12 protein-coding genes are annotated in these 13,783 nt (G+C 44.5%); 10 read left to right on the top strand and 2 right to left on the bottom strand.

The features are described 5' to 3' along the window. Positions 1-641 precede the first annotated feature (641 nt). On the top strand, positions 642-1,988 hold the full coding sequence (locus CVN76_RS30715) for an aspartate kinase (RefSeq protein WP_100534296.1): 1,347 nt from the start codon (positions 642-644) through the stop codon (positions 1,986-1,988). Between the two features lie 144 nt (positions 1,989-2,132). Then, complete coding sequence (gene fosB, locus CVN76_RS30710) at positions 2,133-2,567, top strand: metallothiol transferase FosB (RefSeq protein ID WP_100534295.1); 435 nt, start codon at positions 2,133-2,135, stop codon at positions 2,565-2,567. A 115-nt stretch (positions 2,568-2,682) separates the two neighbouring features. Here fosB and CVN76_RS30705 read toward each other — a convergent pair whose 3' ends face one another. Next, a complete protein-coding gene (locus tag CVN76_RS30705; RefSeq protein WP_100534294.1) occupies positions 2,683-3,243 on the bottom strand; it encodes a nitroreductase family protein in 561 nt (186 codons plus the stop codon). Between the two features lie 454 nt (positions 3,244-3,697). Here CVN76_RS30705 and CVN76_RS30700 point away from each other — a divergent pair, with 454 nt between their 5' ends. From CVN76_RS30700 to CVN76_RS30685, 4 genes are all read left to right on the top strand, one after another. Further along, positions 3,698-5,446: an ABC transporter ATP-binding protein gene (locus CVN76_RS30700; protein WP_100534293.1), complete on the top strand. Its 1,749-nt coding sequence runs from the start codon at positions 3,698-3,700 to the stop codon at positions 5,444-5,446. After that, positions 5,421-7,211, top strand: coding sequence for an ABC transporter ATP-binding protein (locus tag CVN76_RS30695; protein ID WP_232732522.1), 1,791 nt, complete (start codon positions 5,421-5,423; stop codon positions 7,209-7,211). The genes CVN76_RS30700 and CVN76_RS30695 overlap by 26 nt, the downstream gene beginning before the upstream one ends. 183 nt (positions 7,212-7,394) lie before the next feature. Beyond that, positions 7,395-7,976, top strand: a complete 582-nt coding sequence (locus CVN76_RS30690) for a TetR/AcrR family transcriptional regulator (protein ID WP_100534292.1) — start codon at positions 7,395-7,397, stop codon at positions 7,974-7,976. 25 nt (positions 7,977-8,001) lie between these two features. Further along, on the top strand, positions 8,002-9,204 hold the full coding sequence (locus CVN76_RS30685) for an MFS transporter (protein ID WP_061140604.1): 1,203 nt from the start codon (positions 8,002-8,004) through the stop codon (positions 9,202-9,204). Positions 9,205-9,335: 131 nt separating this feature from the next. Here the strand turns inward: CVN76_RS30685 and CVN76_RS30680 are convergent, their stop codons facing one another. After that, positions 9,336-9,548 carry a hypothetical protein gene (locus tag CVN76_RS30680; RefSeq protein ID WP_061140605.1) on the bottom strand — a complete coding sequence of 71 codons (213 nt, stop codon included), beginning with the start codon at positions 9,546-9,548 and terminating at the stop codon, positions 9,336-9,338. A 377-nt stretch (positions 9,549-9,925) separates the two neighbouring features. Here CVN76_RS30680 and CVN76_RS30675 point away from each other — a divergent pair, with 377 nt between their 5' ends. From CVN76_RS30675 to CVN76_RS30660, 4 genes are all read left to right on the top strand, one after another. Beyond that, the gene (locus CVN76_RS30675) at positions 9,926-11,983 is read left to right on the top strand and encodes a carbon starvation CstA family protein (RefSeq protein WP_100534291.1); all 2,058 of its coding nucleotides are present in this window, start codon (positions 9,926-9,928) and stop codon (positions 11,981-11,983) included. A gap of 13 nt (positions 11,984-11,996) precedes the next feature. Next, complete coding sequence (locus CVN76_RS30670) at positions 11,997-12,200, top strand: YbdD/YjiX family protein (protein WP_100534290.1); 204 nt, start codon at positions 11,997-11,999, stop codon at positions 12,198-12,200. 206 nt (positions 12,201-12,406) lie between these two features. Then, a complete protein-coding gene (locus tag CVN76_RS30665; RefSeq protein ID WP_100534289.1) occupies positions 12,407-13,621 on the top strand; it encodes an ammonium transporter in 1,215 nt (404 codons plus the stop codon). A gap of 15 nt (positions 13,622-13,636) precedes the next feature. After that, a partial coding sequence (locus CVN76_RS30660; RefSeq protein ID WP_332850729.1) for a P-II family nitrogen regulator occupies positions 13,637-13,783 on the top strand: 147 nt, incomplete at its 3' end.

Here is a 13,783-nt window from a genome sequence, read left to right as displayed (position 1 = left end):
TCATGACTTATACCCTGAAACTGTAGATAATCGTTAAAAGGCAGAAAAAACAAAAGGGTTTCGAAAAACTTTCCTTCCGAAACCCTTTTGAATAGTATTGGTTCCCCCTTTAATCCACGCATTCAGGTGTTCATCCATATCGAAGAACCGCTAATCCTTCTTTTCGCTCCGCATTTTATCTAGTCCACATTCCTCAGATGATTCGCTTCTTCCTATATTGTTACCAACTGTGGCCGGCATCTTTTACTAATGATGAAAATGAATAAGAGGCTCCAGGACTGCCCCTTGATAAGCGAGTGCCAGCAGCGGAAAGCAACGGTCCAATTCCCCCCCACAGAACCATAGTCAATGGGTAATCTATCTTTTTTTCAAGCACAGCGGAATGAAACGTTCAAACTCCAAATTCTTCAAAGTGGAGAGTGGTGGAAACATCCAGATTTATTGCGAGGCTCATGGAGAAGGGGGAAACATACATATGCTTTTTTCCTTTATCTATCGTAGAGTTTCATTAGTGATTTGTCCTTTTTAAAAATACAAATGTCCTCCTATAATGGAATTATTACTTGATTGTTTCGTTGAAAAACGTAATAATAGGGAGAGTGAATGTTGACAGAATTTTTTTAATAATAGGGGATGTCGAGATGAAGGTTGCGAAGTTTGGCGGGAGTTCACTGGCGTCAGGTGAACAAATAAAGAAGGTATTCGAAATTGTGGCAGCAGATCCGGAGAGGAAGTTTGTCGTCGTTTCGGCCCCCGGGAAACGCAATTCCGATGATATAAAGGTGACGGATTTATTGATCGAGGCTGCAAAGCAGCAGCTGCGCGGGGATAATGGCGAACCTTTAATCGAAGATGTGGTCGCCCGTTATGGAAGTATCGCTAAGGAGCTGGATATATCCGAGGAAGTCATCACGGGGATCCGCGAAGATTTACAAGCACTGTTGCATGCAGATCAATCCAAGCCAAAGCGTTATTTGGATGCTTTAAAGGCAAGTGGCGAGGATAATAATGCGAAGCTGATTGCCGCCTATTTTCAAAGGCGGGGTGTCGAAGCGCAATATGTCAATCCGAAGAAAGCTGGCTTGATCGTATCGGATGAAGATGGATATACCCAGGTGCTGCCGGAATCGTATGATCGGTTATATGATCTGCGTGATGAGCCGGGAATCGTCGTATTTCCAGGGTTTTTCGGATATACGTTAGATGGTGATGTTTTAACGTTTTCAAGAAGCGGCTCTGACATTACGGGCTCGATTCTTGCAAATGGCGTCAAAGCCGAATTGTATGAAAACTTTACCGATGTGGATGCCGTATATGCGGTTAATCCAAATGTGGTATCCAATCCGAAGGGGATCAGGGAATTAACGTATCGAGAAATGCGTGAGCTTTCTTATGCCGGTTTCTCGGTATTCCATGATGAGGCGCTTATTCCTGCATTCCGGGCGGGAATCCCCGTTCATATCCAAAATACGAACAACCCGGCGGCCCAAGGGACCCGCATTGTGAATATCCGTGATAATACGAATGGTCCGGTTATTGGGATTGCGAGTGACAAGGGATTTTGCAGCATTTATGTCAGTAAATATTTAATGAACCGGGAAGTCGGCTTTGGCCGGAAGCTGCTGCATATCCTAGAAGATTACGGAGTTGCCTATGAGCATATTCCATCGGGCATTGACGATGTGACACTCATCCTGAGACAGGAGCAGATGAGGGGGGACTCCGAGAAGAAAATCATTTCGCGAATCAAGCAAGAGCTGCATGCCGATGAAGTCATTGTGGAGCATAACTTAGCCTTGATCATGGTCGTGGGCGAAGGGATGCGGCATAATGTCGGAACGACGGCAAGAGCCTCGAAAGCGTTGGCGGATGCCAAGGTCAATATCGAAATGATCAACCAGGGCTCTTCGGAGGTAAGCATGATGTTCGGTGTCAAAGAACACAGCGAAGAGACGGCCATCCAAGCTTTATATCATGAGTTTTTTTGAGAATGACAGTTCCGAGACCGCCTTTTAGAAGGGAGGAAACACTTAGTCACAATACATGGGGCTGGACGTTTCCTCCCGTTCTTTTTGATCGTGACAATGACCGTATGGGGTTAATAAACCAGGCCTAGAAGGGAGAGGGAGATTATCCACATTAAAGGATTGAATCACTTTTTGTTTTCAGTATCCGACCTGGAAGAATCCATCGAATTTTATAAAGCTGTTTTTGGAGCGAAGCTGCTTTTAAAGGGAAATTCCACAGCCTACTTCGACTTGAATGGGATATGGCTCGCCTTGAACTCAGAAAAAGGTATGGCAAGAAACGACATAAATGCGTCATATACGCATGTGGCGTTTTCCATCGATGAAGAAGACTATGATGACATGTTTACGAAATTGAGAAGCTTAAAGGTCAATATCCTTACTGGCCGGGAGAGAGATAAACGTGATAAAAAGTCTATTTATTTTACTGATTTAGATGGACATAAGTTTGAATTCCATACGGGGTCATTGCAGGAAAGACTGGATTATTACAAACAGGAAAAATCCCATATGACGATTTATAAAGATTCGGGACAGTAAAGGATGGGAAACACGAGTAAAAAGTTAGATGACCCATTACAAGCATCATTGGGTGTCGAAGACAATGGAACCTAAAAAAACCTCCAATTATTAAAATGGGAGGTTTATCTTTATATTAGTCCATTATTGTAAGTAGTTGATCGATTTCTTTCCTTGGTCTTGGTGTGGGAACCATATCAGGATAGCCAACGTGAAGGCTGCCGACTATTTTCTCACCGGGTTTCACCCCTAAAGCTTCACGAAATTCCGTGCTATGTATCATGCCGTATGTTTCCCATATCATCCCGATGCCTTGTTCCCAGGCAAGCAGGCTGAAATTCTGGATCAAGGCGCTTGTAGCCGCATAATCTTCTTCCCGTACCATCGGATTCGGATTTTCTTCCATGATCACCGCGACAAACATCGGCACACCGTTCAGTTTATTGAATCCACGCTGTCCGGCTTCCTTCTTCTTTTCGGGGTCCTTTTCCTTGCCCGCCATGAAAGCGCGGGTTGCTTCTGCTAGTTTTAGTCGGCTATCACCGTGCACAACGACGAAGCGCCAAGGCTGGGTCATTTTATGGTTCGGAGCCCATGTGGACGTTTCCAATAATGTACGGATGGTATCCAAAGGAACCGGGATGTCCTTGAAACGCTTGATACTGCGCCGTCCTTTTATGATATCTTCCAGTTTCATAGTCATCCTTCTCCTTTAATATTTATGTATGGTTATCAGTTTTAAAAAGAAAAAATCCCCGGCTGCCTAATTTATGCTTCCAACGTGAATTAATTACTTGAATAAAGAGGGGGCAATATTCTAGTGACATGCATTCGCTAATGAGCATATAATTTTTCTAGGCACAGAGAAAGCCGGGGCGACATTGCAGCTATGTACAACATCAACAGGGTACGATAAGGGAATATCGTAAAAGTTTATCAAATTTCAGAGATCGATAATGAAATTGAAAATCATTATCAATTAGAATTTTCGCTTATTTCCTGTTATTTGTCAAGAGTATTCATTAAAAAAAATCAAATAATTTACCAATCGCTTAAATCAGTTTAAATCTTTTAATAAATCTGTATAAAAATGTATAATGGGAACATGAAAAAGATGATGACTACATATGAAGAATCGAAGGGTGTCATAGATGAAAAAACTGTCCTCATTCCTTAAGCCGTACTGGCTCTTGATCATTCTTGCTTTATTCTTGATGATCGTCGAGCTTGGTGTGGAATTATTACAACCTCTATTTATTGCAAAAATCATCGATGACGGCATTTTACAGAAAGATTTATCTGTGGTGATCAAATGGGGAAGCGTCATGGTCGGGCTTTCCGTTTTTTCATTTTTGGGCGGGATCGTTAATTCCTTTACTGCATCACATGTAAGTCAAAGTTTCGGGCATGATGTGAGGAAAAGCCTATTCAGCAAAATACAGGCGTTTTCATTTGCCAATTTGAATAACATCCCGACTTCCTCCTTGATTACAAGAATGACGAATGACGTGACCCAGCTTCAAAATACGGTCTTTATGGGCTTGCGCATCATGGCAAGGGCGCCATTGATCGTAATCGGCGGTGCAATCATGGCCATGACGGTTGATCTGAAGCTATCGCTCGTTTTGGTGATTTCGATTCCAGTTCTTATTTTCTTCCTTGTGTGGGTTATGAAAAGGGCGGCAAAGCTGTTTAAACTCGTTCAGAAAAAGCTTGATGATGTCAATAACGTCATGAGGGAAAACCTTACAGGCATGCGCTTGATCAAAGCTTTTCTGCGCAAGGAGCATGAGATTGGCCGATTTGACGGCGCCAATGATGAACTGAAAAGAAAGACGGTGACCTCGCTTCGTTTAATTGAAACGACCATGCCAGTGCTGATGCTTGTCATGAATGGGGCAATCTTGATCATTCTCTGGCTTGGAAGCGGATTTATTGAAACAGGGGACATCCAGGTAGGGGAAGTCGTGGCGATCGTTAATTATGCAACAAGGATTGCCGCATCACTTTCGGTTTTTTCCTGGCTGATCACGGTCATTTCCCGAGCAAAGGCTTCAGCCGAACGTGTAACGGAAATATTCGGGACGCCGATAGACATCGACGAAGGCAGGAAGGAAACCGCCACGAACGCGCTCAAGGGCGGAGGCATCAAGTTTGTTGATGTATCTTTCCGATATCCAGGTTCCGACCATGCCGTACTGAAGCATTTGAACTTCACTATCGATCCCGGGGGTTCGCTTGCCATCATTGGAGCGACGGGATCTGGGAAAACATCCTTGTTTCAGCTGATTCCAAGATTATATGAGACTGATGGCGGCTCCATCCTCATTGATGAACAAGATGTGAAGGATATTCCCCTGGACTCACTGCGGAAAAGGATCGGCTATGTACCACAGGAAGCCCTGCTTTTTTCAGGAACGATAAAAAATAACATCGCTTGGGGGAAAGAAGGGGCCACGGATGAGGAAATCAAGGCGGCGGCCATGCATGCCCAAGTCCATGAAACCGTAATGAAGCTACCGAAGCAATATGAAACGATGTTAGGGCAAAAGGGCGTGAATCTGTCAGGGGGACAAAAGCAGCGGCTGTCGATTGCGAGGGCGTTGGTGCGCAAACCGACGATTCTCCTTCTCGACGATAGTACAAGTGCACTCGATTTGAAAACGGAAAGCAAATTGCTTAGTGCTTTAAAGTCCTATACCTGCACGACGATCATCATTACGCAGAAAATCAGTACAGCCATTGAGGCGGATAAAATTTTATTGCTGGAAAATGGTGAAGTGCTTGCTGAAGGGAAACATGAAGATTTGATCCAGTCGAGTGAGCTATATCGGAAAATCGTTCACTCACAGTTTGGGGAGGAGGGGATATCGTTTGAGCCGAAGAATATCTCCCGATAAGGCAAAGGCAAAACCACTTAACTCATGGAGTACGATAAAAAGGATCATCCCGTACTTGGCAACGAATAAAGGCCTTCTATTTTGCGTCCTGTTCATGGTACTGGTAAGCTCGGTGCTGGGCTTGCTTGGCCCCTTTCTGGTCGGCAGGGCCATCGATGAATATATTGTCACGAAGGATAGTGCCGGGCTAATTAGCCTTCTTATATGGCTGCTTGGCGTATACCTTTTCTATTCCCTATCGATGTGGCTGCAGAATTATTGGATGATCGGCATTGCGCAGGATACGGTCTATGTCATGCGCAATCAGTTATTCAAGAAGCTTCACCAGTTGTCCATTCCTTTCTTTGATCGCCGGCAGCATGGGGAACTGATGAGTCGGGTCACGAACGATATCGAGAATGTAAGCTCCACTTTGAATAGCTCCGTCATCCAGATTTTCTCCAGTTTGCTGACACTTATCGGGACTGTTGCGGTCATGCTGTATTTGAGTCCGTTGTTAACTTTTCTAACCTTGATCATCGTTCCGCTCATGTTCTTCGGCTTGAGATGGATAACGAACCGGACGGGGAAGCTTTTTAAAGAGCAGCAGAAAAACCTGGGGGAACTGAATGGGTTCATTGAAGAAACGATATCCGGACAGCGGATCGTAAAGGCTTTCTCGCAGGAAGATAAAGTGATCCGTGATTTTATCACCCGGAGTGAAAACCTGAAGAAGGCCGGTTTTTTATCGCAATCGTACTCGGGATTGATTCCAAAGCTGATGAATTTACTGAACAACCTAAGTTTTACGGTAATAGCCGCAGTCGGAGGTTTTTTGGCGTTGAGCGGGATAGGAACGGTCACCATCGGGGTGATTGTCATCTTTACCGAATATTCAAGGCAATTCACCCGTCCGCTCAATGACCTTGCTAATCAATTCAATACTCTTCTTTCGGCAGTTGCTGGTGCGGAAAGGGTTTTTGCCATTTTGGACGAGAATGAAGAAGAAGTGGATGAGATACGGGCCTCTGAGCTTCGGGATGTCCGTGGTCAGGTTGATTTTGAAGGGGTATCTTTTTCCTATAATGAAGACGACCAAACGATTTATGACGTCAGCTTTCATGCAGAAAAAGGCGAAACCATCGCGCTTGTTGGGCCGACTGGTGCAGGGAAGACGACGATCATTAACCTTTTGGCCCGTTTTTACGAGCCGAACAGCGGCAGGATCTTGATCGACGGCCAGAATATCCAGCAGGTTACGCGGGCAAGTCTCCGCAAATATATGGGATTCGTTTTACAGGATTCCTTTTTGTTTCAAGGTACGATTCGTGAAAATATCCGCTATGGCCGTTTGGAGGCGGGAGATGTAGAAGTGGAGGAGGCAGCCAAGCTTGCCAATGCCCATTCCTTTATCATGAAGCTTCCCGAAGGATACGGGACCATCCTGAGTCAGGATGGCAGTGGGATCAGTCAGGGGCAGCGTCAGCTTTTATCGATTGCGAGGGCCATCTTGGCCGATCCCGTCCTCCTGATTTTGGATGAGGCGACAAGCAGTATAGATACGATCACCGAGCTTAAAATCCAGGAAGCATTACATCGCTTGATGGAAGGAAGAACGAGTTTTGTCATTGCACATCGGTTGAATACGATTCAGCAAAGTGACTTGATCCTTGTTCTTGATGAAGGAAGGGTCATCGAAAAAGGATCCCATGAGGAGCTGCTGGGGCAAAGGGGTTTTTACTACGATCTATACCGCAGTTCAATTAAGGAAAGTACGACTGGATGATGTAAGAAATGTGTGCCGTAGGGTGCGCATTTTTTTGCGTTTCCCTGGAAAACTAGAAGGGTGCGTTGTTCCGTTAAAGCAAGTGAAAAATGGTTTCAAGTAATAAGCGTTTTTCTCTTGCTAATATGTCTTTAATTTGCTAATATAACTGACGAACGTTCGTTAAAATTCGAGGTGATAGTATTGAAAAGCAATGACATTAAAGAAGCTGCTCTTAAATATTTTACGATCCATGGTTATGAAGGAGCATCCCTTTCACAAATAGCAGAAGAAGTCGGCATGAGAAAGCAATCCATTTACGCCCATTTTAAAGGGAAGGATGATCTTTTTCTGAACGTTCTACGTGATGCGAAAGAGACGGAGTTAACTTCCAAACTTCAATATTTCAGTAAAGTGGATTCAAGGAACCCTGAGAAGGATTTATACGGATTTTTACAATTGATCATCGATCTTTTCCAAAAAAATGAGCATGTAAAGTTCTGGCTGCGGATGTCTTTTTTTCCGCCAGCCCATCTCGAGGAAGCCATTACAGAGGAAGTCATCGATATAGAGGAAAAGGTGCAGGCCATACTTGAAGAAAAATTTCAGGATTGGATCAATTCCGGGTTAATCATTGAAGAGGCGGCAATCACGCCTACGTTCGCCTTCTTGGGAGTTGTCGATTCGATTATGCTTGAGCTTGTATACGGCAATGATGAGAAGCGGCTGAAGGAGAAAGTGGCGGCCTCCTGGACAGTGTTCTGGAGAGGTATATCGCCTAAATGATCTACATGGAAAGAGGTGTCACTACATGGTTAAACCAATTAAAGAACAAAAGGCGGTATTGATCATATTGCTAAGCAATATATTCATCGCCTTTCTGGGAATCGGGCTCATCATCCCCGTCATGCCATCCTTGATGAACATCATGCACCTGTCAGGCAGTACGATGGGCTATCTTGTGGCCGTATTTGCAGTATCCCAGCTTATTATGTCCCCGTTCGCTGGCCGGTGGGTCGACCGTTACGGCAGAAAGAAAATCATCATAATCGGATTATTCCTTTTTGGTGTTTCGGAGCTTATCTTCGGTTTGGGCACGAACGTCGCCGTGTTTTATCTATCAAGGATCCTGGGCGGGATCAGTGCAGCTTTCATTATGCCGGGCGTTACGGCGTATGTTGCAGATATTACATCCGTTAAGGAGCGTCCAAAAGCGATGGGGTATATTTCCGCCGCCATTAGCTTGGGCTTTATTATAGGGCCGGGAATAGGCGGTTTCGTTGCTGAATACGGAATCCGTTACCCCTTCTTCCTTGCGGCACTGATTGCTTTTATAGCCTGCCTTTCATCCATATTTATATTGAAAGAGCCACTGACAAAGGAACAGCTTGCAGAAGTTTCGGCTGATGCAGGGCAAACGAACTTTGTTTCCGATTTAAAAAAATCCCTTAATCCGCTCTACTTCATTGCATTCATCCTAGTATTCGTACTGGCATTTGGATTATCGGCATATGAAACTGTTTTTAGCCTGTTTTCCGATCATAAATTCGGTTTCACACCGAAGGATATTGCAATGATCATTACGATAAGCTCAATCTTCGGGGTGGTTGTGCAAGTATTCATGTTTGGAAAAATGGTGGATATCCTCGGGGAAAAGAAGCTGATTCAATTATGTTTGATCGTCGGTGCCATATTTGCAGTTGCTTCCACCTTGATCTCCAGCTATATGGCCGTGTTGGCGGTGACATGCTTCATCTTCCTTGCATTTGACTTGCTGCGTCCTGCATTGACGACATTTTTATCAAAAGCGGGCGGGAAAGAGCAAGGGTTCGTAGCGGGCATGAACTCAACCTACACGAGCTTAGGGAATATCGTCGGCCCGGCAATGGGCGGGATCCTATTTGACATAAACATCCACTACCCATATCTTTTTGCTGCAGTCATTATGGTCATCGGCCTTGGTATTACAGTGATCTGGAAGGAAAAACGTTTGGCTGAAAGCTTAGTGCAATGATTAGCAATTCCTGAAACATCAATTACGTGGTTGATTCCTTTCATGACATAAAGCCCCCTTGTCCATATCGGAAAGGGGGCTTTGTTTTTTGAATCTATTAACGGGAACCAACAAATAATAGACGGATTGCCTCAAATCCCATTATATTTCCTTTCAATTCTCCTAAGCTCATCTGAAAGTCCGAATAAGGTGTGTAATACGGCAGTTTGGATATATAGATTCATATAGTTATCATTGCTCTTCTTTTGAAAAGATAAATCATGTTTTTCATCAATGATTCTAGTGATGCATTGGTTGATTTCAGTCCACAATTCTTTCGTGCTTTCTTTCGTTTTCGTCTCCATATTCTCCCACTCCTTTTTTATTATTCTATCCACTCTATTAAATTCTTATACTTGGTTTCCGTTAATTTCATTCTTCAATTTCCGACAAGATACCGCACATCCATATGAAGGGATTTCTCTTCTTCCATTAAAAATTACAAAAAGGCATTTATATGAAGGCGCTGGCAGAAAGAGAGTGATTTATCGACAAAATAATTGTAAATTCATTACAAATTGACTAAATATATATTGCAAAAAAACCATTTAATAACATATAATTCTGAATATATATAAAATTCTTTAAATTTAATGGTTGCAGTCGTTTTAAGATCTGGCGCCATATGAAATGAGGATTTTTTATAGTAAATCATCCGTTCCAATGAGAGGAGATGGTAAAAATGAAAGCGCTTAAATCAGTCATTCTTTGGGGAATCATTTCCGCTGTGGGGGCCGTGAGTTTTGGTTTTGTCGCTTTAAACCGCGGGGAAAGCATCAATGCCATGTGGATCGTCACGGCAGCACTCTGTGTTTATTCCATTGCCTATCGCTTTTATAGTAAATTCATCGCACAGAAAGTGTTTGAGCTGGATGATGATCGCCAAACCCCGGCAGAAGCGAATAATGATGGCAAGGACTACGTGCCTACTAATAAGTGGGTGCTTTTTGGTCACCATTTTGCGGCGATTGCTGGGGCGGGCCCACTTGTAGGACCCATTCTCGCAGCCCAGATGGGATATTTGCCAGGGACACTCTGGCTTGTTGTCGGAGTTGTATTGGCAGGTGCCGTTCAGGATTTCATCATTCTCTTCGGCTCGATGCGCCGAAACGGTAAATCCTTGGGTGAAATGATCAAAGAGGAAATTGGGCCCGTTACAGGTTTGATAGCCATGATCGGTATCCTTGGCATCATGATCATCTTATTGGCGGTGCTTGCCCTCGTTGTCGTAAAGGCACTGGTCGGAAGCCCTTGGGGGATGTTCACGATCGCCTCGACGATACCGATTGCCGTCCTCATGGGCATCTATATGCGCTATATAAGGCCAGGACGTGTAGGCGAGGGTTCCATCCTGGGCATCATCCTGTTGATGCTGGCGTTATACTTCGGACGCTTTGTATCGGAAAGCGCGACATTGGCGCCGATGTTCACATTCAGTGGCAAAACGATTGCCATCATGTTGATAGTATACGGATTCGTTGCTTCCGTTTTGCCGGTATGGATGTTATTGGCACCGCGTGATTACTTAAGTACGTTTTTGAAAATCGGAACGATCATTGGACTGGCGCTTGGTATCTTTCTTGTCATGCCGAGCCTTGAAATGCCTGCCGTCACCCAATTCATTGATGGAACTGGACCCGTATTCGCCGGGAATCTATTCCCGTTCTTATTCATTACGATCGCTTGTGGAGCGGTGTCGGGATTCCATGCACTCGTTTCATCTGGTACAACTCCTAAAATGATTGAACGTGAGTCCCATTCCCGTCCAATCGGTTACGGGGCGATGCTGACTGAATCATTTGTTGCCATCATGGCGATGATTGCAGCCTGTGTCCTGACGCCAGGGATTTATTTTGCGATTAACAGTCCGGGAGCGGTTGTGGGAACGGAGCCGGCACAGGTGGCGGCGACGATATCGGATTGGGGCTTCGTTTTGACGCCGGAAATGATCACTGACCTTGCGGATGATGTTGGGGAAGAGACCATTTTATCCCGAACTGGAGGGGCGCCAACCTTTGCGATCGGGATGGCCCACATCTTCTCGCAAGTGATTGGCGGAGCATCGCTGATGGCATTTTGGTATCACTTTGCGATCCTGTTCGAGGCGCTGTTCATATTGACGACCATTGATGCAGGAACAAGGGTTGGGCGTTTCATGATCCAGGATATCATCGGAACCTTCTACAAGCCATTTGCCGAAACGAATAAGTGGCTGCCCAATATCATTGCTACGGCCATTTGTGTAATTGGCTGGGGATACTTCCTTTATCAAGGGGTCATCGATCCGCTTGGCGGGATCAATACCCTCTGGCCGTTGTTTGGAATCGCAAATCAAATGCTTGCCGCCATTGCGTTGCTGCTTGGTACGACAGTCCTCTTCAAAATGGGCAAAAAAGCATACAGTTGGGTCACTCTTGTCCCGACTACCTTCTTATTGATCGTGACCATGACGGCTGGCTGGCAAAAGCTGTTTCACGATAACCCGGCGATCGGCTTTTTAGCGCATAAGGATAAATTCAAGGCAGCGTATGATAAAGGGGAAATCCTCGCTCCTGCAAAAGATTTAGCCGAAATGAAGCAGGTCATCGTCAATGATTATGTCGATGCCGCACTTTGTGCCATATTCATGATCGTTGTGATCACTGTCCTTATTTCTGCAATAAGGCTGTGGATAAAAGTGCTGAAGAACCAGAAAATAGATTTACATGAATCGCCTTATGTATCGAGAAGGACCTCATAAGGGAGGGAAGGCAATGTTGAAAAGGTTGACCAAGATACTCAGCTACAGAAAACAGTTTGTCAGTTTGCTTGTAGGCGTGCCCAGTTATGATACCTATGTGACACATATGAGCGTCCACCATCCGGAAGATCCCGTAAAGACGAGGAAAGAATTTTTCTGCGAAGCACAGGATGAACGATATAATGCAAAAGGCGGGAAAGTATCCAGATGCTGTTGATTGAATATACGCTTGAAGGCTCCTCATTTATGAGGGGCTTTTTTTGAGGTAATAATCTAGTTCAATGGTTTTGGTGTTATATAACCTTACATTAAGTTATTAAAACGGGAAAAATCTATTGAATTATTAGAAAATTAAGTATATGATAAAATATATAACATATATTTGTTAACAAACATAACATACGTAAACAAGGGGGAAACAATATGCAAATGGCTGATTCGGTTTTTATGTTTTTGGCGACAATGATGGTTTGGCTCATGACACCAGGGATTGCCTTATTTTATGGGGGGATGGTAAAAAGTAAAAATGTCCTGAATACCGCAATGCACAGTTACATGCCACTTGCTGTCATTTCGATTCTTTGGGTGCTTATCGGCTATTCTTTATCATTTTCACCTGGAAATACACTTCTAGGTGGTCTGGATTGGGTGGGGTTAAAGGATGTAGGATTCGAACCTGGTCCGTACAGCGAAACGATTCCTCATAGCTTATTTATGTTATTCCAAATGACTTTTGCCGTTTTAACCGTATCGATCATTGCAGGTGGAATTGCCGAACGAATGAAGTTTTCAGCATTCTTGATCTTTACGATCTTGTGGTCTTTATTGGTATACGCACCAGTTGCGCATTGGGTATGGGGAGGAGGCTGGCTGGCGCAACTCGGTACATTGGATTTTGCTGGAGGCAACGTTGTTCATATTTCTTCAGGGGTTGCCGGTTTGGTTTTGGCGATCATGGTAGGGAAAAGGAAGGAATCGGGGGACAGTGCGCCGCATAATCTGCCGTTAACTTTCCTTGGCGGATCATTAATATGGTTCGGGTGGTACGGTTTTAACGTCGGAAGCGCTTTGACGATCAATGCAGTGGCAATGACGGTATTCGTGAATACAGCCGTGGCTGCAGCTGCTGGCATCATAGGCTGGCTGATCGTTGAGTACATGGCAAATAAAAAGGCGACATTGCTTGGAGCAGTATCCGGAGCGATTTCCGGGTTGGTTGCCATTACACCCGCTTGCGGATTCGTGACGCCTGCATCCTCGATCATCATAGGAGTCGTCGGTGGGGCAGTATGCTTCTGGGGCGTATTCTTCTTGAAGAATAAACTGGGGTATGACGATGCATTGGATGCTTTCGGGCTGCATGGGATAGGCGGAACATGGGGAGGCATCGCTACTGGTTTATTCGCAACGACTTCCGTCAACGAAGCTGGGGCAAATGGATTATTTTACGGGGATTTCAACTTACTGTGGAAACAGCTTGTGGCCATCATCGCCACATATATTTTTGTTGCCGTGATCACTTATGTCCTTGCTAAAGTGATTAATGTGTTCGTTCCGTTGCGTGTCAGTGATGAAGATGAGTCAATGGGGCTCGATCTTACACTTCATGGCGAAAAGGCCTATCATGAATCAATTTAGAAGGAGGGTGAATATATGTCAGAGGTTTTAACGAAAATAGATATCATTACTCGTCCAATCAAGTTTGAACAATTCAAAGCGGAACTAGCAAAAATAGGGGTAAGCGGAATGACTGTATCGGAAGTGAAAGGAACGGGTCTCCAAAAAAGCTATGTGGAAACG

Source organism: Bacillus sp. mrc49, from assembly GCF_002803435.1.
The sequence above is the reverse complement of the archived record's forward strand: the minus strand, read 5'-3'. Positions and strand labels throughout refer to the sequence as shown.